This is a genomic window from Cryobacterium zhongshanensis, assembly GCF_022760445.1.
GTDB classification, from domain to species: Bacteria; Actinomycetota; Actinomycetes; order Actinomycetales; family Microbacteriaceae; genus Cryobacterium; species Cryobacterium algoricola.
On record NZ_JALGAR010000001.1, the window covers coordinates 1,485,668 to 1,505,135 of the forward strand.

Sequence of the window (19,468 nt, forward strand, 5' to 3'; positions counted from 1 at the left end):
ATCGACTACAAAACCTCTCTCTATTCAGAATCGGAAAGGGTTTCCCCAGCATGAAGAACATCACTCTCGGCAGCACCGGCCTCATCGTCTCCCGGCTCGGACTCGGTTGCATGGGCATGTCCGCCTTCTATTCCGGAGCCGGAATGGACGAGGCGGAGTCCATTCGCACCATCCACCGCGCGATCGACCTCGGCGTCACCCTCTTCGACACCGCGGAGATCTACGGGCCGTACCTCAACGAGGAACTCCTCGGAAAAGCACTCGCCGACCGGCGCGACCAGGTCGTCGTCGCGACCAAGTTCGGCACGATCCTGCACCGGGGCGACGGAAGCAGGGGCATGGACGGCAGCCCGGAGAACGTGCGTCTCTCGGTTCAGGGCTCGCTGGCCCGGCTCGGCACCGACCGAATCGACCTGTACTACCAGCACCGAATGGACCCGGGCGTCCCGATCGAGGAGACCGTCGGCGCCCTGGCCGAGCTCATCGAGGAGGGCGTCATCGGCCACTACGGGCTCTCGGAGGCGGCACCGGAGACGATCCGTCGCGCCCACGCCGTGCACCCCGTGACGGCCCTGCAGACCGAGTACTCGCTGTGGAGCCGCGAACCCGAGAAGGAGATCCTCCCGTTGCTGCGCGAGCTCGGCATCGGCTTCGTGCCGTACTCGCCGCTCGGCCGCGGCTTCCTGACCGGGACCGTCCGGTCGCTCGACCAGCTCGACGCGAGCGACTTCCGTCGCTCGAACCCGCGATTCGAGGGGGAGAACCTGGCCGCCAACATCCGCATCGTCGAACAGGTGGCTGCCGTCGCCGCCGAACTCGACGCGACCCCCGCCCAGGTGGCGCTCGCCTGGCTGCTGGCCCAGGGCGACGATATCGCCCCGATCCCCGGCACCAAGCGGGTTGCCCGTCTCGAGGAGAACGTCGCAGCGGGGGACCTGAACCTCACGGATGCGCAGCTCGCCACCCTCGGCGCGCTCGACGCCCCCGTCGGCGACCGCTACGCCGACATGTCTCCGGTCAACCTGTAGCCCCAGGACTGTAACCCCTGGCGCGTCCCGCCCGAGTTTCCGCACAAGGCACCCTCGCCGATTCGACGAGGGTGCCTTGTGCGTGCTTCGGTCCGGTAGGTAACGCTAGAGCGTGACCGGAACCTCCGAGGCGACGCCGCGGATCATCGGCGTGTGGAACGTTCCGCCGAAGACGCGCTCGCTCGCGCCGACCCTGTCGAGGTAGGGAGTCGCGCCACCCATCTGGAACGGCCAGCCTGCGCCGAGGATCACGCACAGGTCGATGTCCTCCGCGGCGTGCACGACCCCGTCGTCGAGCATCCGCTTGATCTCGTCGGCCAGGCCGTCCTCGATGCGCCGGAGGATCTCCTCGCCCGTCATGGGCGTTGTGCCGCCGGCGACGATCTTCTTCGCCGTCTTGTCGAAGCCCGTGACCTTGCCCTTGGCGTCGCGCTCGAGGATCTTGCCGTGCTCCGCGAGTTTGTGCAGGTTGTCGCTTTCGAAGAAGCGGTCGGGGAACGCGGCGTGGTGCGTGTCGAGGACGTGCGCTCCGACCTTGAGCCCGACGAGTTCGAGGAGCTCGAACGGCGTCATCGGGAGCCCGAACGGTGCGATGGCGCCATCGACGACCTCGAAGGGGGTGCCGGTGTCGACAGCGTGCATGGCCTCGCCGAGGAGCTTCGCGAGGATGCGGTTGACCACGAAACCGGGGGTGTCGCGCGTGATTACGGCGTTCTTCCTCAGCTTGCCCGCGATCACCATCGCGGTCGAGAGCGTCGTCTCGTTCGTCTGCGGCGTGTTCACGACCTCGATGAGCGGCATCACGGCGACCGGGTTGAAGAAGTGGAAGCCGACCAGGCGCTCGGGATGGGCGAGCTTCGCGCCGATCTTCTCGACGGAGAGCGACGAGGTGTTCGTGGCGAGGATGGCTTCCGGCGATACGTACTTCTCGATCTCGGCGAAGACATCCTGCTTGACGCCGAGTTCTTCGAAGACGGCCTCGATGACCCAGTCGGCGTCGGAGAAGTTCGACTTGTCCGTCGTCCCCGTCACGAGGGCACTGAGCCGGTTGCCCTCGTCCGCCGTGATGCGGCCCTTGGACTGCAGGGTCGCGATCTCGCCGTGGATGTACGCGACACCCTTGTCGACGCGGGCCTGGTCGAGGTCGGTGATGACGACGGGCACCTGCAGGCGGCGGACAAACAGGAGCGCGAACTGGCTCGCCATCAGGCCTGCGCCGATGACGCCGACCTTCGTGATCGGGCGGGCGAGCTTCTTGTCCGGAGCGCCGGCCGGGCGCTTGGCCCGCTTCTGGACGAGGTTGAACGCATAGATGCTGGCCTGGAGCTGGTCGCCGGCGATGAGGGCGGCGAGGGAGTCGTCCTCGCGCTCGAAGCCCTCCTCGCGCGTCCCGCTCTTCGCGGCCTTGAGCAGGTCGAGAGCAATATAGGGAGAGAGTGCGACCGTCCCGATCCGGCTTTCGAGCATCCGCCTGGCGATGCCGATCGCGGCGTCCCATTTCACGAGGCGCTCGATCTTGCCCGGCTTGTTCGGCCGTGCGACCGTCGTGGTGCCTGCGATCACGCCGTCGGCCCAGGCGATGGAGTGCTCGAGGAAGGCCGCTGACCCGAAGAGCACGTCGGCGATGCCGAGTTCGACGGTGTCCGTTGCCTTGAGCACGCGGTTCTTGAGCGGGTTCGAGATGATCACCGTGAGGGCGTTCTCGATGCCGATCAGGTTCGGCAGCAGGTAGGAGCCGCCCCAGCCGGGAATGAGCCCGAGGGAGACCTCGGGCAGGGCGACGGCGGCGACGGATGCGTCGACCGTGCGGTAGTCGGCGTTCAGCGCGATTTCGAGACCGCCGCCGAGCGCGAGCCCGTTGATGAAGACGAAGGAGGGCACACCGAGCGTGGAGAGCTTCCCGAGGGCGTGGTGGCCGAGCTGGCCGAGCAGCTTGCCGGTCGCGAGCGAGGGGATCTCGCTGACCTTGCCGAGGTCTGCGCCCGCGGCGAGGATGAACGGTTTGCCGGTGACAGCGACCCCATGGATCTCCCCGCGTGCTGCTCGCTCGGCGAGACCGTCGAGGGTCGCTGCGAATTCGAGGAGGGTGACCGGTCCCAGGGTGTTCGGCCGGGTGTGGTCCCTGCCGTTGTCGAGGGTGACGAGCGCGAGGGTGCGCGACCCGGACAGGGGAACGTCGCGCACGAAGGAATGCGTGACGACCTCGTCACCGGAGAGTGCGACGAGTTCGGAGAAATCGAGTGCGGAGTAGTCGGTCATCGCTTACTTTGCCTTCCGATTGAAGTGCGGGTTTTCCCAGATGACGGTGCCGCCCTGCCCGAGGCCGATGCACATGGCGGTCAGGCCGTAGCGTACCTCGGGGTGTTCGGCGAACTGATGCGCGAGCTGGTTCATCAGTCGCACACCGGAGGAGGCGAGCGGATGGCCGATCGCGATCGCGCCGCCGTACTCGTTGACGCGCGGGTCGTCGTCGTCGATGCCGAAGTGGTCGAGGAAGGAGATGACCTGCACCGCGAAAGCCTCGTTGAGCTCGAAGAGCCCGATGTCGGTGATGCTGAGGCCGGCCTTACGGAGGGCCTTCTCCGTCGACGGTACCGGGCCGAGGCCCATGACCTCCGGCTCGACGCCCGCGAAGGCGAAGCTCACGAGCTTCATCTTGACGGTGAGGCCGAGTTCCTTGGCGGCGGCACCGCTCGCGAGCAGGCAGGCGCTTGCGCCGTCGTTGAGCCCGGATGCGTTGCCTGCCGTGATCCGGCCGAACGGACGGAACGGGGTCTTCAGCGCTGAGAGGCCTTCGAGGGTCGTTTCGGGGCGCGGCGCCTCGTCGCGGGTCGCGAGTCCCCAGCCCTGCTCGCTGCGGATGGCGACGGAGACCAGGTCCGGCTGGATCTTGCCGGCGGCGTACGCCGCAGCGACCTTCTGCTGGCTATGGAGCGCATACCGGTCAGACCGGTCCTTCGTGTACTCGGGAAAACGGTCGTGGATGCGCTCGGCGGTCGCACCCATGTTCAGGGCGTCCTCGCTCACGAGCCGCTCCGAGAGGAACCGCGGGTTCGGGTCGACGCCGGAGCCCATCGGGTGCCTGCCCATGTGCTCGACGCCGCCGGCAATGGCGAGGTCGTATGCCCCGAAGCCGATCGCGGCACCGACCGTGGTCACTGCGGTCATCGCGCCTGCGCACATCCGGTCGATCGCGTAACCGGGCACAGACTTCGGCAGTCCGGCCAGGAGTGCCGCCGTGCGCCCGAGGGTCAGTCCCTGGTCGCCGGACTGCGTCGTAGCGGCGATCGCCACCTCGTCGATGCGCTCCCCGGGAACCTTCGGGTTTCGTTCCAACAGGCCGATCATGGCCTTCACCACGAGATCATCTGCCCGGGTGTTCCAGTACATTCCCTTTTCGCCGGCGCGTCCGAACGGGGTACGAACCCCATCCACAAACACGACTTCTGCTCTATCGGCCACGGTGCCTCCATCAATCAGATCAGGTGTCGGTTGATCCTAGGGTGGCACGATTGGCGGGTCGAATCCTTGGACGGATCCTACGAATCGACCTCGACGGATACGGCGATGGTTTGGTTGGCTTCCACAAAGGCATCCGTGATCTGTTGTGCGGTCAGTTCAATTTGCCAGTCGCGGGCGCCCAGGGCGACGAGCGCCTCGCTTACGGACTCCACGTCGATCGGCTCCGGGGGCGTCCAGGCGATCCGGCGCACGAAATCCGGCGTGACGAGGTTCTCGATCGGGATCGCGAAGGCTTCCGAGATCTGGCCGAGAGCCAGCCGCGCGGCCTTGTACCGCAGGTCGGCCTCGGGGTTCCGGTCGGACCACGCCCGGGGCGGAGGCAGCGCGTCTCCGGTCCCGCGCAGGGAGGGCAGGTCCGTCGCACGGATGCCGTCCTGGATCGCCGTCCACCAACGGTCGAGTTCGCTGCGGCTGGCCCGTCCGCTGAATTCGCGGAGCTCGGCGAGCGCCTGCCTGCTTGCGGGCAACACCCGTGCAGCGGCGACGAGGGACGCGTCGGGGACGAGGCGCCCGGGAGACACGTCGAGGTGCCTGGCGAGGTCGTCGCGGGCGAGCCAGAGGGACCTCGCGACGGCGAGGTTGCGCTGGGAACGAATCGAGTGAACTCCGGACAGCCTGCGCCAGGGCTCCGCGCTGACCGGCTTGGGCTCATGGTCGAGCGTCGCCTGGAATTCCTGGGCGGCGATCTGGGTCTTCTCGTCGGTGGCCAGCATCTCGACCATGCGGTCGCGCAGGTCGGGAAGGAGTTCGACATCGAGGGCGCCGTAGACGAGCCAGCTCTCCGGGAGCGGCCTGGTCGACCAGTTCGCCGCGGAATGCTCCTTGGCGAGATGGATGCCGAGGAGTTCCTCGACGACCGTCCCGAGGCCGACTCTCGGCAACCCGAGCAGCCGCGCGGCCAGTTCGGTGTCGAAGATGATGTGCGGGTCGAGGCCGACTTCCCTGAGGCAGGCGAGATCCTGGCTCGCGGCGTGGAAGATCCATTCGTCTCCCGCGATCGCCGCGTTGAGCTCGGAGAAGTCTCCGATCGCAGGCGGGTCGAACAGGAAGGTGCCCGCTCCGCGCCGGTACATCTGGATCAGGTAGGCGCGCTGCGAGTACGTGAAACCGGACGCGCGTTCGGCGTCGATGCCGATCGGTCCCGTTCCCGCGCTGATGGCCGCGGTGGCCGCCAGATAGGCGTCCCGCGTATCGATCACGTGGTGATCAACCACGACCGGTTCGGCGTGCGGACAACATGCTGACTCCTTCGCCAATGGGGGGAAGACCTGCGAGCATGCAGATCAATTCGCCCCAGCCTTCGACGTGGGCGGTGAGATTGTGGTCCACAGGTGTCCACGAAGCACGCAGCTCAATCTGCGCACCGTCGCCTTGCTTCGCAAGTTCACCGAAGCCTGACGAAATGATCTTAGTCGCGGTTCCGGAAGCCGCGGTGTATCGGGCTCCGTGGGAGTCGAGCGCATCGATCAGCCAGGCCCAGGCGACCTCGGCGAGGAACGGGTCAACACCGATCTCCGTTTCGAGGGGCGCCTGCGCGAAACAGACCACCCGGAATGCCCCACCCCAGGCCTCCGGCTCCTCGGGGTCGTACAGGAGGATGAACCGGCCGGTACCCAGTTCTGAGTTGCCGCCATGGCGTGAGGGGGCGACATCCGCGGACAGGGCGACGGCGTGCGGGGCGAGCTTCCCTGGGGCCGGGATTTCGCTGAGGACCAGGTCGGTTCGGGTGTGCGCTCTGCGGATGGCCGCGAGCGCGGCGGCGAACTCCGGGGGGAGTGGTTCTTGTGTTTCGGGCACGTCTGCAGACTAGAGTTTTTTCCGGGCGGGTCGGTGAGGCACGCCGGGCAGCCGGAGGTACGCGTGCGGGAAAAATCGAGGTCAGGCAGGTCGGGCGGGCTGTTCGTCGCCGTCACCGCGCTGTCCATTGCCGGTGCGGCCACGGTCGTGGCCGCGGGCGTGAGCGTGCTGGCCGCCGTGATGGCGCGCCGCATCGTGACGCCGGCCACCACACGTTCCGATGACACCGACGTTCTCGGCGTCGACCTCGAAGCCTCGACGATCACCCTCGCCGTGACGCCGGACTCCGTGCTTCCCGGTGACTACAGCTTCTGGTTCGAGCGCGAGTCCGGGCACGCCCAGCTCGGTGAGATTCTCCGCGTGACGAAGACGGCGGTCACCCGCCGGATACACCGCGTCGACTACGGGGACCTGAGTGAGGCCAGGAGAGGCCGCCTCGGCGGGTATTCCTATCTGGGGCCCTGGGACCTCGGTTTCCCGTTCGAACAGGTGCACGTGCGGACGGAGGTCGGCCAGGCCCCGGCGTGGCTGATCCCCGCCGAGCGGCCGGACGGCCGCTGGGTGATCCAGGTGCACGGGCGCGGGGTGCAACGCCAGGAAACCCTGCGGGCCGTTCCGGTGTTCCACGACAGCGGCTACACCTGTCTCCTGGTGTCGTACCGTAACGACGGCGACGCGCCGGGAAGCGGAGACGGACGGTACGGACTCGGGGACACCGAATGGCACGACATCGATGCGGCGATCGGGTTCGCCGCCGAGCACGGCGCGACGAGCATCGTGCTGATGGGGTGGTCGATGGGCGGAGCCATCGTGCTGCAGACCGCGACCCGCACGGCGTTCCATCAGTTGCTCTCCGGCGTCGTGCTCGATTCTCCCGTGATCGACTGGGCAGACGTCGTCGCGTTCCAGGGCAGCACGCTGCGCCTGCCCGGCCTCGTTGCGACGGGGGCCATGCAGGTCCTCGGCCGGCGCTGGGGCGGCCGCCTCACCGGCCAGGCAAGCCCGATCGACTTCAGCAGGCTCGACTTCGTCACCCGCGCCGACGACCTCGAACTCCCCGTGCTCCTGATGCACAGCGACGACGACGGCTACGTGCCCTCGAGCCCGTCACGCGCCCTCGCTGTGCGCCGCCCCGACATCGTGACCTTCCTGCCGTTCACGGTCGCCAGGCACACCAAACTCTGGAATTACGACAGGGAAGGCTGGAACGCGGCGATCGAGAACTGGCTCGGTGAACTCGGCTCCCCGGCGGAACCGGCCGAACCGGACCACCCCGAGGGGTGACCGAGCTCAGGGTCGCTCGCGCAGCCTCCGCTTGGTGCGGGCGAGCATCGCAGACATCCCACGGATGCGAAGCGGCGAGACCGCCTGAGTGAGCCCGATGGTCTGCGGGTAGTCATCCGGAACCGCGAGCACCTCGGCGACCGAGAGGCCGTCGAGGCCCTGCGCGAGGATCGACGCGAATCCCCGGGTCGTCGGGGACTCCCTGGGCGCCGTCGCGTGCAGGTGCACCGCGTCCTGGTCATCGACGTCGACGAAGATGAAGACGGGCGACTGGCACTCGACGACGCGTTCGAGCAGGTCCGGATGGTCCCGGTACCTGGCCGGGAGCTCGGGGAGTTCATCGGCGAACTCGAGCAGCAGGAGCAAGCGGTCCTTCTGTTCGAGTTCGAGGAAGTCCTCCTGGATCTCGGCAAGCTTGGCGGGCAGCGCGGCAGTAGTCATCGACACGATCCTGTCACGGTTCAGCGCGGTTCGGGGGTCGAGCCGGCCGCGGCGCCCGTGACGATCGGTACCCGCACGGCGTTGCCCCATTCCGTCCAGGAGCCGTCGTAGTTGCGCACGTCCTCGAAGCCCAGCAGATGGGTCAGGACGAACCAGGTGTGGCTCGACCGCTCGCCGATCCGGCAGTATGCGATGACGGCGTCGTTCTCGCGGAGCCCCGCCTCGCCCCGGTAGATCGCCTCGAGCTCGGCGCGGGTCTTGAACGTCGCATCCGGTGCCGCGGCGCGCGCCCAGGGCACGGAGACGGCGGAGGGGATGTGCCCGCCGCGCAGCGCGCCCTCCTCCGGGTATGCCGGCATCGTGGTGCGCTCCCCGGTGTACTCCTCCGGAGAGCGCACGTCGATGAGCGGGCGGCCGAAGTGCGCGAGCACGTCTTCCTTGAAGGCGCGGATCGGAGCGTCGTTACGGGGGACGACGGGGTACTCGGCGGGAGTAACCGTTGTGGCCTCGCGGGTCAGGGCGCCGCCCTCCGCGATCCACTTGTCCCGTCCTCCGTCGAGAAGGCGCACGTCCGGGTGCCCGAAGAGGCTGAACACCCAGAGCGCGTACGCGGCCCACCAGTTGTTCTTGTCGCCGTAGATCACGACGGTGGAGTCGCGCGTGATGCCCTTCGCGCCGAGGACGGCCGCGAAGGCCGCACTGTCGACGAAGTCGCGCTGTATCTGGTCGTTGAGCTCGGTGTGCCAGTCGATCTTGACGGCGCCGGGGATGTGGCCGCTCTCGTAGAGGAGCACGTCCTCGTCCGACTCGAGGACCGTCAGGCCGGCGTCACCCTGGTGTTCCCGCAGCCAGTCGGTGCTGACCAGCCGTTCGGGATGAGCGTATGCGGCGAACTTCGCGTCCGGATCGAGATCGACGGGCATGGGAACCTCCAGTGGGGCCGGGCTGTGCCCCGGGATCATTTGAACGCGGCTTAGGCTGGTCTTCCGGCCCGCGCTTCGAATGTACGCGGTCCGGCCGGGTGGCGCATTTGTGATGAAATACTTCAACACGGACGCCCCGAAAGCAGTCCATAAGGCCAACCGAGACAGAAACGCGGGTATTCCACGATGGTTCCAGAGGCGTCCCGGGCTCCCAGTCGGCTGCACCGGCTGGCGGAACGCTCTCCCGAGATCACGGGGGCGGAAATCGTCGCCGAACTCGTGCCGCCTCCCCAGTTCGAGCACGCCTCATTCGAGTCGTACCGGCCCGATGTGAACTTCCCCTCCCAGCTCGAGGCCGTCGGCCGGCTCACCGCATTCGCGGAGGCCTGGCGCCCGCAGCGGCCGGGCGGATTCTTCTCCCGCACCCGCAAGGCGCCGGCGCAACTCCCGGGAATCTACCTCGACGGCGGATTCGGCGTCGGGAAGACCCACCTGCTCGCCGCGCTGTGGCACTCTGCACCGGGGCCCAAGTACTTCGGCACCTTCATCGAGTACACCGCCCTCGTCGGGGCGCTCGGCTATGCCGCCGCGGTCAGGCAGCTCTCCGGGGCGAAGCTCATCTGCATCGACGAGTTCGAACTCGACGACCCGGGCGACACCATGCTGATGACCCGGTTGCTCGGCGAACTCGTCGCATCGGGCACCCGCGTCGCCGCGACCTCGAACACGCCGCCGAACTCGCTCGGTGAGGGCCGGTTCGCGGCCATCGACTTCCTCCGCGAGATCCGCGCCATGTCCGCGAACTTCGAAATCCTCCGCATCGACGGGCTCGACTACCGTCGCCGCGACATCGAAGGACACTCCGTCGCCGTCGAGGGGCCGGAACTCGACCGTCTCGTCGCGGCGCTCGTCGCGAGGGGAGCGAACGTGACCGAGGACGACTTCGGTTCCCTGATCCGGCATCTCAGCACGGTGCATCCGTCGAAGTACATCAAGCTGATCGCCGGGGTCGAAGTGATCGCCCTCACCGACAGCTACCTGCTGACAGACCAGACGGATGCCTTGCGCCTGGTGGCCTTCATCGATCGCGTCTACGACGCCGAAATCCCGATCATCGCGACCGGGGTGCCCCTCGCGGAGGTCTTCGACGAGGAGATGCTCGCGGGCGGCTACCGGAAGAAGTACCAGCGCTCCCAGTCGCGGATGGTAGCGCTGACGACGGGTGAGCTTCCGCCGCACGACTGACAGTCGGGTGCTGCGCGGCCGAAAACCCCTCTGACAAGCCTGTTTACCGGATCAGACCGAGTGAATCCGTGACAGAGTCAAGCCGGGAAACGCGGGGTCGGGGGATACCGGGCGTTAGGAAACACGATGTTAACACCGCCAACAATCGCGTAACGCGGTCGAAACATCCCTGAGCGTGTGCGGAAACGTGTGCACTCCACACTGTCTCTGTACCTGCCGATACACGCTTCACGCTCACCCTGTGCACGTCGGCGGTCATCCCTGTTAGTTAGAGAGAGGTAACCATATCCATGGTTGAACTGTCGGTCCTGCTGGACGATACGACTGATGCACTTACCACAAACATCAATTCCCTGTGGCTCCTCGTCGCGGCAGCCCTCGTCCTCCTGATGACTCCGGGCGTGGCCTTCTTCTACGGCGGCATGGTCAAGGCGAAGAGCGTCATCTCCATGATGATGATGAGCTTCGGCGCCATGGGCCTGATCGGTGTTCTGTGGGTCCTCTACGGTTACGGACTGTCCTTCGGTCCGCCCCTCATCGGCGGCTGGCTCGGCAACCCGTCCGAGTTGATCGGGCTGAACGGCCTGCTCACGAGCGGCGCCGACGGCGGCCCCAACCTGAACGCCCTCGCCTTCGCGGGCTTCCAGGCCACCTTCGCGATCATCACCGTCGCCCTCATCTCCGGCGCGATCGCCGACCGCGCCAAGTTCGGCGCCTGGATGATCTTCGCCGGCGTCTGGGCCACCCTGGTCTACTTCCCGGTCGCGTACTGGGTGTTCAACCTCACTGACGGCTGGGCTCCCTTCCTCCTCAAGGTCAACGACTTCGCCGGCGGCACCGCGGTGCACATCAACGCCGGTGCGGCGGGCCTCGCCCTCGCCCTGGTCCTCGGCAAGCGCGTCGGCTTCAAGAAGGGCATCTCCAAGCCGCACAACGTGCCGCTGACCCTCCTCGGCGCCGCACTGCTGTGGTTCGGCTGGTTCGGCTTCAACGCCGGCTCCGAAGCCGCCGTCGACGGTATCGCCGCCATCGCCTGGATCAACACCCTCGCCGCACCCGCCGCCGGTATCCTCGGCTGGCTCATCGTCGAGAAGATCAAGGACGGCAAGCCGACCATGATCGGTGCCGCGTCGGGCGCCGTCGCCGGCCTCGTCGCCATCACTCCCGCGTGTAACATCCTGACCCCGATGTGGGGCATGCTCCTCGGCCTCATCGTCGGTGCCGTCTGTGCCGTCGCGATCGACCTGAAGTTCAAGCTCGGCTTCGACGACTCCCTCGACGTCGTGGGCATCCACCTCGTCGGAGGCATCATCGGCACGCTCTACGTCGGCCTCGTCGGCAACAACATCGGCCTCCTCCAGACGGGCAGCTTCAACCAGCTCGGCGTGCAGGCCCTCGCTGCCTTCGGCATCGGCATCTACTCCTTCGTGATGGCATACGCCATCGGCTGGATCATCCAGAAGACGATCGGCTTCCGCATCACGAACGAAGACGAAGTGGCCGGCGTCGACACCATCGTTCACGGCGAAGAGGGCTACGCGCTCGACGCCGTCTAACCGGCACGTGCTGCACCCGGTTGCTCCATGACCGGGTCAGGAACCACCGAATAGGGGCGCATCCGCGGCAAGCGGATGCGCCCCCTTTCGTGCGCATCCGGCGGCCGTGTCCGATGGGGCGCGGGTCGTGAGCCCAGGGGCGGCCCGCCGGCGCCTGGCGAATCCCGTGCGGTACAGTGTGGCTGTGTCAGGCATCCACGGCTTCTTCAGCGCCCTTTTCGGACTCTTCGCGCCTCGCCGGCGAACCGGCGACAGGCCGACGAGCCAGAGTCCCGGACGCACCGGCAGTGGCGCGACCGTCGAAATCGACCCGAGGAGCCTCCGGGGCGTGCGCCTCGGCTACCGTCCGAGCCGGAATGCGAGTCCGGACCCCGGAGAAGTCGTCTGGACCTGGGTGCCGTTCGAGGAACGCGACGGCCGTGGCAAGGACCGCCCGGTCGTGATCGTGGCCGACGCGGGCAAGGGAGCCGTGCTGGCCGTCCAGCTGACGAGCAAGGACCGGACGGGGCACCCCGACTACGTGGCGCTCGGAATCGGCGACTGGGACAAGAACGGCCGTCCCAGCTGGGTCAACATCGACCGGGTGTTCGTCGTGCACCCCGGGGGCATGCGCCGTGAGGCGGCGCGGGTCGACGCGGCGCGGTACGGCCGCATCGCGACGGTCCTGCGCGGCCGCTACGGCTGGAACTGACGCCGTGCCGGAGCCGTACCCGATCTCCGTCGTCGCGCCCCCGCTGGCCGGCCGCTCCGTGGCGAGCCAGCGCTGGTCGAACCTCTGCTTCGTGCACTGGCGGGTGCCGGCGGCCGCTGTGGCGCCGCTCCTGCCCGACGGGCTCATTCCCGACGAATTCGACGGCAGCAGCTGGGTCGGACTGATCCCCTTCGTCCTGGACCGGGCCACCGTCCTCGGCAGCCCGCCCGTGCCGTACTTCGGGAACTTCGTCGAGGTGAATGTGCGTCTCTACGCCGTCGACGCGGCAGGGCGTCGCGGGGTCGTCTTCGTTTCCCTCGAGGCGTCGCGGCTCGCCGCGGTGCTCGCGGCGCGCGCGCTCTTCGCGCTCCCGTACATGTGGTCGCGGACGCGGCTGACGCTCGCGGCGGGGGAGTACCGCTATTCGTCACGACGTCACTTCGCGGCCGGTGCCCGCACGGAAATGGTCGTGCGTCCGCGGGACGAACCCGTGACCGGGGACCCTCTTGCCGACTTCCTGACGGCGCGCTGGGCGCTCTTCACCAGAGCACGGGGTCGCACGGTCTACCTGCGCAACCACCACGAGCCCTGGGAGCTCGTTCAGGCCGATGTCGTGCTCCTGGACGACACCCTGATGGCCAGGGCCGGGTTTCCGTCGCTCACCGGGCGTCAGCCGGATTCGGTGCTCTTCTCACCCGGCGTCACGACTCGGTTCGGAACCGGTTGAGCTCCTGACCGGTCGACGGGTCGACCGGTTGACCGGTCGATTGGTCGAGCGGATGGCCGGGCCGACCTTGCCGTGCGTCGATCGGATCGGCGGGGAAACGACGAAGGAACCCCCCTCTCCGCCGTTGTGCCGGAAGGGAGGTTCCTTCGAGTGCGGTGAGGCGCCGGTCAGGCCCCGCAGGTGACGGTGACGCCGTTGTTATCGAAGACACCGGCGCCGTGCTCGGTGCAGAACGCCGCGAGGTTGACGCCAGCGCTGACCGCGACGGCGATCACGATGCCGACGACGATGATGCCGACGACACTGATGATGATTCCGGCGAGGGCGAAACCGTTGCCGAGTCCTGCTTTCTTCGACTTCACCAGGCCGATGATGCTGACGATGATGCCGAAGGGCTGCAGCGAGACGATGGATAGCACGAGGCCGACGATGCCGAGGGTCTTGCCGGGGTTGACTGCTGAGGCTACTGGTGTCGTCATGGTGACGGCCTTTCTGTGGGCGCCGGAACCGTTCGGGTACGCGGCAGTGGGTAGGGGAAATCGGGCAGGCCACGGTCCGGTGGCGCTCGGGTGGCCATCGGAGTGGGGCTGCTCGGTCCTGTGCGGCAGCGGGGAGGATCGCGTGGCGGCAGCATGCATTGTGTGCACTGGGCCGTTCGATCGATGCCGGACAAGAAAATGCGCTCTGTCGCAGGAATGCGCCGGAGGGTTCGCTGGGTCAGTCTTCGGGAACTGTAGTTCTTGTCTGGCTTGGGTTGAGCATGGCACAGCGGACGTGCGGAGGGCAAGGAGCATATTCCCTGCTCGCGGAGGCGCGCCGTTCGCGGGACTGCGGGGGTTTCCGGCTCAGCCGGCCAGTCCGAGGAGACCGGCGCCCAGCACCGCACACGCAGTCGTGACGATCAGGAAGACGCCGACCCAGAGCAGGCCGGGGATGTGCGTGAGACGGGCGAGCTGGTCGGCATCCGAGGCCGTGCCGGCGCGGCGGGACCGTGACCGCTGCAGCTCGAGCACCGTGCGCACCGCGCCGAGGAGGAGGAACGTCGTCACGAGCAGGGCGAAAATACTCTGCACGAGCGCAGAACCGAACCAGGTGACCGCGAAGATCACCGCGGCCGTCGCGAGAACGGACCAGAGTCCGAACCAGTTGCGCACCTGTACGAGGAGCAGGGCGAGGGCCGCAAGCAGCAGCCAGAGCAGGCCGACCGAATACCCCAGGCTCAGGAGCCAGGCCGCACCGAGCCCCAGCAGGGCGGGTGCGGAGTAGCCGGCGAGCAGGGTCAGCACCATCCCGAGTCCGCGGGGCTTGCCGCGGCTGACGGTGAGACCCGATGTGTCGGAGTGCAGGCGGATGCCGTCGAGCTTTCGGCCGCCGAGGGTTGCCACGAGGGCGTGCCCACCCTCGTGCGCGATCGTGACCACGTTCCGGCACGCCAGCCACAGCACCGGGACGAGCACGATCGTCGCGGCGGCTGCAACGGTCAGCCAGGCGACGGGCAGGGGGAGCGGCGCCTGGCGCGCGGTCAGGTACGCCCAGAGGCCGAGCAGAAGGTCCATGCTCACAGACTAGGCGGCGAGGTCACGCGGACCCTGACCGGTCGGAGCGCCGGACATGGAAACGTCCCGCTCCCCATCGGTCGGAACCGGCCGGGGGAGCGGGACGCGCGGAGTGCGGGTGCTTAGGCGCTGGGCGTCTGGCTGGCGGCCAACGAGAAGGTGACGACGAGGATGACCACGAAGAGCACGAGGAAGACGGCGCTCAGGATGATGCCGGCCTTGGCGAGGCCGTTGGGCAGGCCGGCCTGCTTGGACTTGTTGAAGCCGAGGATGCTCACGATGAGGCCCGGCAGCTGGAGGTAGGGAACGAAGGCGAGGATGAACCCGACGATGCCGAGGATCTTGCCTGGGTTGACCGTTGTGGTTTCTACGGAAGTCATGGGAATGGCCTTTCTGGCTGAGGAACTACTGCGGGGGACTACTGACGGTGTCTGGAACGGACGACTAAGGACGCGCCGAGGGCTGCCGACAGACGTGCTGACGGCAGATCGAACGCAGCCGGCAGTGCGGCGTTCACGAGTTCAGGGACGCGACCGATGGGGGCTCGGATCGTGTCACGGAACAGGACGGGAGTGCAGCGCTCTTTCGTGATGAAGACGAAGGAGGGTTCGCTGGGCCGGAGAACCAATGGGATGGTCCTGAGGCTTGAAGAAGAGCTTGGCACAGGACGCGCCCAGGTTGGCGGCGCGGGACCCCCCAGTGTGAGGGTACAAAAAAACCCCGCCGAGGCGGGGTTTTGCTGGGATAACCGTGGGCGATACCGGACTCGAACCGATGACCTCTTCCGTGTGAAGGAAGCGCGCTACCAACTGCGCCAATCGCCCGCGGCGAACGAATTCTCTTCGACCGCGACTCTCGATACTAGCCCAGACCGGGCGCCTGTCGTGCACCGACGCGCCACCCCGCCGGTAAGTTCCGCTCGGTTTGTATATCCGGAAAACTACCGGTACAGTCTTCAAAGCACGCAGAAATGCGCGCAGTTGCGGATGTGGCGCAGTGGTAGCGCATCACCTTGCCAAGGTGAGGGTCGCGAGTTCGAATCTCGTCATCCGCTCGAATTGAATCGGCCGAAAGGCCGTTTCTCTTTGGTATGAACCCGAATACGGTGGATTGGCCGAGAGGCGAGGCAGCGGCCTGCAAAGCCGTATACACGGGTTCGAATCCCGTATCCACCTCCAGTCTTGGAGAACACAAGTTCTTGAAGCACTAGATTTGGGCGATTGGCGCAGCGGTAGCGCGCTTCCCTGACACGGAAGAGGTCACTGGTTCGATCCCAGTATCGCCCACAGATAAACCCCCGGCTTACGGCCGGGGGTTTTTTCGTTTAAGCGGACACCGGTTCGAGCGTCCACCGGAATGGGGATACCGGTGCGGGGCAGGGTGCAGCACTCTCGAGGGGGAGGTTCGCCATGAATTCGCACACGGTGACGCCGGGCATCCGGTTCGGCAGACGAGCGACGGATGTCTCCGCTGCAGTCACCGCGGACCTCACCGCCCGCCCACTCGCCCATTCCGTTCCCCGCCGCGGGGTACCGGCAAGCCGGTACCTGCCTGCGCAGGACTGGGACCGCCTGCTCGTCGCGGACGCCGCGGGGCTGCCCACCCTGTACCTCGCCGCCGGCGCCGGGGAACTGTGGCTGACGGAGCCGAGCACCGGCCGGGTCGTCGCGCTCGGCAACCGTCACCTGCGCGGCCTCGGCATCTGGAGCTTCTGGCTGCGCAATGTCGACAAGCGCACGATCGTCGCACGCGAGGGGCTCCTCCAGCCGGGATCGGTTGTCCGGCTCGTCCGCGAGCAGGCGGGCGGTCCCGGCCCGCGTCCGATCGCGGTGCACGCGGCGACCGGGCGCCCGGTCGGTCACGTGAGCCCGCGGATCGCCGCCGGACTGGCGTCGCTCCTCGACGACGGAGCCGGACTGCTGGCCGTCACCCTCGCCTCCGACCCGCCCTCCTTCTCGGATCGACCCGGCCTCGTCAAGGCAATCGCCTGCTCACCGGACGTCCTGGGACATCTGTTCCGCCGGTTGCCGCAGGGCCCACCCGTGACGTCGCTCGCGCGTGACACCGTCCTCGTGGCCTGAGCCGGGCATCCACCGGTGTCCGAACGGGGAATCCCGGTCGCGACCGCGCCGCTAAAGTTGGAGGGGTTCGCACAATACTGAGGAGTACTACACGTGGCTGACGGCTTTGAGCTATTCACCGACCGGTCTGTTGTCGCAATGCGCGTCAACGGTGAACTCAAGGATCTCGCCGCGACGCTGACTCCGACGGATGTCGTGGAGCCCGTGACGATCTCGTCCCCGGACGGTCTCAACATCCTTCGCCACTCGGCGGCGCACGTGCTTGCCCAGGCCGTGCAGAACGTCAACCCGGCGGCGCGCCTCGGGATCGGGCCGCCCGTGACGGACGGCTTCTACTACGACTTCGACGTCGAGGTGCCCTTCACCCCCGAGGACATCAAGGCCCTCGAGAAGGCGATGGACCGCATCATCCGCCAGGGCCAGCGATTCGTGCGGCGCGTCGTGACCGACGACGACGCACGCACCGAATTCGCCGCAGAACCGTACAAGCTCGAACTGATCGGGCTCAAGGGCGGCGCGGTCGCGGCCACGGCGGACAACGAATCCGTCGAGGTCGGCGGTGCCGAACTCACCATCTACGACAACGTCGACCCGAAATCGGGCGAGACCGTCTGGAAAGACCTCTGCCGCGGCCCGCACCTGCCGAACACCCGCATGATCGGCAACGGGTACTCCCTGACCCGGCTTGCCGCTGCCTACTGGCGCGGTTCGGAGAAGAACCCGCAGCTGCAGCGCATCTACGGAACGGCCTGGCCGACCAAGGACGAGCTGCGCGCCTTCCAGGCCCGCCAGGAGGAGGCAGCCAAGCGCGATCACCGCAAGCTCGGCCAGGAACTCGACCTGTTCTCGTTCCCCGAGGAAATCGGTTCCGGGCTCCCGGTGTTCCACCCCAAGGGCGGGATCGTCCGGGCGGAGATCGAGAACTATATGCGTGAGCAGCTGCTCGCGAACGGCTACGACCTCGTCAACACGCCGCACATCACCAAGGCGCACCTGTTCGAGACCAGTGGGCACCTGCAGTGGTACAAGGACGGCATGTTCCCGCCGATGCACCTCGACGAAGAGGTCGACGTTGAGGGGAACGTCACCCGGCAGGGTCAGGACTATTACCTGAAGCCGATGAACTGCCCGATGCACAACCTCATCTTCAAGGCACGGGGCCGCAGCTACCGCGAACTGCCGCTGCGCCTCGCCGAATTCGGCACGGTCTACCGCTACGAGAAGAGCGGGACGCTGTCCGGCCTCACCCGGGTGCGCGGGCTCACCCAGGACGACGCCCACATCTATGTCACCGAAGCACAGGTGAAGACCGAGGTCGCCAGCCAGCTCGAGTTCGTCTTCGAAACGCTGCGCGGCTACGGGCTCACCGACTTCTACCTCGAACTCTCCACGAAAGACCCGGTGAAGTTCGTCGGCACCGACGAGCAGTGGGAGGAAGCGACGGAGACCCTCCGGCAGGTCGCCGTCGAATCCGGGCTCGAACTCGTCAGCGATCCGGGTGGAGCGGCGTTCTACGGTCCGAAGATCTCCGTGCAGGCGAGGGACGCGATCGGCAGGACGTGGCAGCTGTCCACCGTCCAGCTCGACTTCAACCAGCCGGAACGCTTCGGGCTCGAATACACCGCGGCCGATGGAACCAGGCAGCAGCCTGTGATGATCCACCGCGCCCTGCTCGGCTCCATCGAGCGCTTCTTCGCGATCCTCCTCGAGCACTACGCCGGCGCCTTCCCGGTCTGGCTGTCCCCGGTGCAGGTCGTCGGCATCCCCGTTGCGGAAGCATACGAGGACTACCTCGGCGACGTCATCCGCCAGCTGAAGGCACTCGGAGTGCGCGCGGAACTCGACACCTCGAGCGACCGGATGCCGAAGAAGATCCGCACCCACACCAAGGCGAAGGTGCCCTTCCAGCTGATCGCGGGGGAAGACGACCGGGCGGCGGGCTCTGTGAGCTTCCGTTTCCGCGACGGCACCCAGGAGAACGGCATCCCCGTCGCGGACGCGATCCTGCGCATCGTCGACGCGATCGCGACCAAGGCGCAGGTGTGACGTGACTGCCGGAGACGAGACGATCGAATTGTCCGGCGACTTCGCCGCCGTACCGGACGCCTTCCAGCGGCTGTGGACGCCGCACCGGATGGTCTACATCCAGGATGGCACCCAGCCGCACGCCGACGCCTGCCCGTTCTGCCTCGCCCCGGCAATGACCGACGAAAAGGCTCTCATTGTCGCCCGAGGCACGCACGCATACGTGCTGCTCAATCTGTTCCCGTACAACAGCGGTCACCTGCTCGTCTGCCCGTACCGTCACATTGCGACCTATGACGAAGCAACGCCGGAGGAAGTCGCCGAGATCGGTAGCCTGACCCAGGTGGCGATGCGCGTGCTCGCGGAGACGTCCAACTGTGACGGCTTCAACATCGGGATGAACCAGGGCCGGGTCGCCGGAGCAGGTATCGCAGAACACCTGCACCAGCACATCGTCCCACGCTGGGCGACCGACTCGAACTTCTTCCCGATCATCGCGAAGACCAAGGCCATTCCGCAGCTGCTCGGCGATGTCCGCCGGATGGTCGCGGACGGCTGGCCGCGCGACGACGCCTAGCCCGACCCCGTTCAC

Annotated in this window: 18 protein-coding genes and 4 tRNA genes; 12 read left to right on the forward strand and 10 right to left on the reverse strand. The window is 67.2% G+C overall.

The genetic code is table 11. The features are described from left to right. Positions 1-50: 50 nt before the first annotated feature. The gene (locus MQH31_RS06710) at positions 51-1,028 is read left to right on the forward strand and encodes an aldo/keto reductase (RefSeq protein ID WP_243011392.1); all 978 of its coding nucleotides are present in this window, start codon (positions 51-53) and stop codon (positions 1,026-1,028) included. A gap of 105 nt (positions 1,029-1,133) precedes the next feature. On the opposite strand, the gene MQH31_RS06715 is transcribed toward MQH31_RS06710, so the two are convergent. The 4 genes from MQH31_RS06715 to MQH31_RS06730 form a co-directional block, all read right to left on the reverse strand. Further along, on the reverse strand, positions 1,134-3,287 hold the full coding sequence (locus MQH31_RS06715) for a 3-hydroxyacyl-CoA dehydrogenase NAD-binding domain-containing protein (RefSeq protein ID WP_243011393.1): 2,154 nt from the start codon (positions 3,285-3,287) through the stop codon (positions 1,134-1,136). Positions 3,288-3,290: 3 nt separating this feature from the next. Next, positions 3,291-4,490 (reverse strand): thiolase family protein, encoded by a 1,200-nt coding sequence (locus MQH31_RS06720; RefSeq protein ID WP_134532048.1) that lies wholly within the window; start codon positions 4,488-4,490, stop codon positions 3,291-3,293. Positions 4,491-4,567: 77 nt separating this feature from the next. Next, the gene (locus MQH31_RS06725) at positions 4,568-5,764 is read right to left on the reverse strand and encodes an HRDC domain-containing protein (RefSeq protein ID WP_243011394.1); all 1,197 of its coding nucleotides are present in this window, start codon (positions 5,762-5,764) and stop codon (positions 4,568-4,570) included. Further along, entirely contained in the window at positions 5,757-6,347 is a 591-nt protein-coding gene (locus MQH31_RS06730; RefSeq protein WP_134532044.1) for a DUF3000 domain-containing protein, read from the reverse strand. Before MQH31_RS06730 ends, MQH31_RS06725 begins: the two co-directional genes overlap by 8 nt. Before the next feature lie 63 nt (positions 6,348-6,410). Between MQH31_RS06730 and MQH31_RS06735 the strand changes: the two genes are divergently transcribed. Further along, positions 6,411-7,631, forward strand: coding sequence for an alpha/beta hydrolase family protein (locus MQH31_RS06735; RefSeq protein ID WP_243011395.1), 1,221 nt, complete (start codon positions 6,411-6,413; stop codon positions 7,629-7,631). Between the two features lie 6 nt (positions 7,632-7,637). Here MQH31_RS06735 and MQH31_RS06740 read toward each other — a convergent pair whose 3' ends face one another. Together MQH31_RS06740 and MQH31_RS06745 are read right to left on the reverse strand one after the other, a co-directional pair. Further along, a complete protein-coding gene (locus MQH31_RS06740) occupies positions 7,638-8,072 on the reverse strand; it encodes a SufE family protein (RefSeq protein WP_134532041.1) in 435 nt (144 codons plus the stop codon). Between the two features lie 20 nt (positions 8,073-8,092). Then, the gene (locus tag MQH31_RS06745; protein WP_243011396.1) at positions 8,093-8,995 is read right to left on the reverse strand and encodes a sulfurtransferase; all 903 of its coding nucleotides are present in this window, start codon (positions 8,993-8,995) and stop codon (positions 8,093-8,095) included. Positions 8,996-9,181: 186 nt separating this feature from the next. Between MQH31_RS06745 and zapE the strand changes: the two genes are divergently transcribed. The 4 genes from zapE to MQH31_RS06765 all read left to right on the forward strand — a co-directional run bounded on the left by zapE (position 9,182) and on the right by MQH31_RS06765 (position 13,214). Continuing rightward, positions 9,182-10,240, forward strand: a complete 1,059-nt coding sequence (gene zapE, locus MQH31_RS06750) for a cell division protein ZapE (protein ID WP_134532037.1) — start codon at positions 9,182-9,184, stop codon at positions 10,238-10,240. A gap of 290 nt (positions 10,241-10,530) precedes the next feature. Next, complete coding sequence (locus MQH31_RS06755) at positions 10,531-11,796, forward strand: ammonium transporter (RefSeq protein ID WP_134532035.1); 1,266 nt, start codon at positions 10,531-10,533, stop codon at positions 11,794-11,796. Between the two features lie 184 nt (positions 11,797-11,980). Then, positions 11,981-12,487, forward strand: coding sequence for a type II toxin-antitoxin system PemK/MazF family toxin (locus tag MQH31_RS06760; protein WP_241975952.1), 507 nt, complete (start codon positions 11,981-11,983; stop codon positions 12,485-12,487). A gap of 4 nt (positions 12,488-12,491) precedes the next feature. Beyond that, positions 12,492-13,214, forward strand: coding sequence for a YqjF family protein (locus MQH31_RS06765; RefSeq protein ID WP_243011397.1), 723 nt, complete (start codon positions 12,492-12,494; stop codon positions 13,212-13,214). 167 nt (positions 13,215-13,381) lie between these two features. On the opposite strand, the gene MQH31_RS06770 is transcribed toward MQH31_RS06765, so the two are convergent. The 4 genes from MQH31_RS06770 to MQH31_RS06785 form a co-directional block, all read right to left on the reverse strand. Next, complete coding sequence (locus tag MQH31_RS06770) at positions 13,382-13,693, reverse strand: hypothetical protein (protein ID WP_134532031.1); 312 nt, start codon at positions 13,691-13,693, stop codon at positions 13,382-13,384. A 366-nt stretch (positions 13,694-14,059) separates the two neighbouring features. Further along, entirely contained in the window at positions 14,060-14,770 is a 711-nt protein-coding gene (locus MQH31_RS06775; RefSeq protein WP_243011398.1) for a M50 family metallopeptidase, read from the reverse strand. Between the two features lie 122 nt (positions 14,771-14,892). Beyond that, the gene (locus tag MQH31_RS06780; RefSeq protein ID WP_243011399.1) at positions 14,893-15,150 is read right to left on the reverse strand and encodes a hypothetical protein; all 258 of its coding nucleotides are present in this window, start codon (positions 15,148-15,150) and stop codon (positions 14,893-14,895) included. Positions 15,151-15,521: 371 nt separating this feature from the next. Then, a tRNA-Val gene (locus tag MQH31_RS06785) sits at positions 15,522-15,594 on the reverse strand. Between the two features lie 158 nt (positions 15,595-15,752). On the opposite strand from MQH31_RS06785, the gene MQH31_RS06790 reads away from it, so the two are divergent. From MQH31_RS06790 to MQH31_RS06815, 6 genes are all read left to right on the forward strand, one after another. Further along, positions 15,753-15,824 (forward strand) — tRNA-Gly (locus MQH31_RS06790). A gap of 50 nt (positions 15,825-15,874) precedes the next feature. Next, positions 15,875-15,948 (forward strand) — tRNA-Cys (locus MQH31_RS06795). A gap of 36 nt (positions 15,949-15,984) precedes the next feature. Beyond that, a tRNA-Val gene (locus tag MQH31_RS06800) sits at positions 15,985-16,056 on the forward strand. 123 nt (positions 16,057-16,179) lie between these two features. Next, the gene (locus MQH31_RS06805) at positions 16,180-16,851 is read left to right on the forward strand and encodes an HIRAN domain-containing protein (protein ID WP_243011400.1); all 672 of its coding nucleotides are present in this window, start codon (positions 16,180-16,182) and stop codon (positions 16,849-16,851) included. 93 nt (positions 16,852-16,944) lie between these two features. Next, positions 16,945-18,897 carry a threonine--tRNA ligase gene (gene thrS / locus MQH31_RS06810; RefSeq protein ID WP_243011401.1) on the forward strand — a complete coding sequence of 651 codons (1,953 nt, stop codon included), beginning with the start codon at positions 16,945-16,947 and terminating at the stop codon, positions 18,895-18,897. Position 18,898: 1 nt separating this feature from the next. Continuing rightward, the gene (locus MQH31_RS06815) at positions 18,899-19,453 is read left to right on the forward strand and encodes an HIT family protein (RefSeq protein WP_134532021.1); all 555 of its coding nucleotides are present in this window, start codon (positions 18,899-18,901) and stop codon (positions 19,451-19,453) included. The last annotated feature ends 15 nt before the right edge of the window (positions 19,454-19,468 follow it).

Coding starts and splice junctions, on each gene's coding strand:
- MQH31_RS06710 (WP_243011392.1), top strand. CDS start 51: ATGAAGAACATCACTCTCGGCAGCACCGGCCTCATCGTCTCCCGGCTC.
- MQH31_RS06715 (WP_243011393.1), bottom strand. CDS start 3,287: ATGACCGACTACTCCGCACTCGATTTCTCCGAACTCGTCGCACTCTCC.
- MQH31_RS06740 (WP_134532041.1), bottom strand. CDS start 8,072: ATGACTACTGCCGCGCTGCCCGCCAAGCTTGCCGAGATCCAGGAGGAC.
- MQH31_RS06745 (WP_243011396.1), bottom strand. CDS start 8,995: ATGCCCGTCGATCTCGATCCGGACGCGAAGTTCGCCGCATACGCTCAT.
- zapE (WP_134532037.1), top strand. CDS start 9,182: ATGGTTCCAGAGGCGTCCCGGGCTCCCAGTCGGCTGCACCGGCTGGCG.
- MQH31_RS06755 (WP_134532035.1), top strand. CDS start 10,531: ATGGTTGAACTGTCGGTCCTGCTGGACGATACGACTGATGCACTTACC.
- MQH31_RS06770 (WP_134532031.1), bottom strand. CDS start 13,693: ATGACGACACCAGTAGCCTCAGCAGTCAACCCCGGCAAGACCCTCGGC.
- MQH31_RS06775 (WP_243011398.1), bottom strand. CDS start 14,770: ATGGACCTTCTGCTCGGCCTCTGGGCGTACCTGACCGCGCGCCAGGCG.
- MQH31_RS06780 (WP_243011399.1), bottom strand. CDS start 15,150: ATGACTTCCGTAGAAACCACAACGGTCAACCCAGGCAAGATCCTCGGC.
- MQH31_RS06805 (WP_243011400.1), top strand. CDS start 16,180: ATGAATTCGCACACGGTGACGCCGGGCATCCGGTTCGGCAGACGAGCG.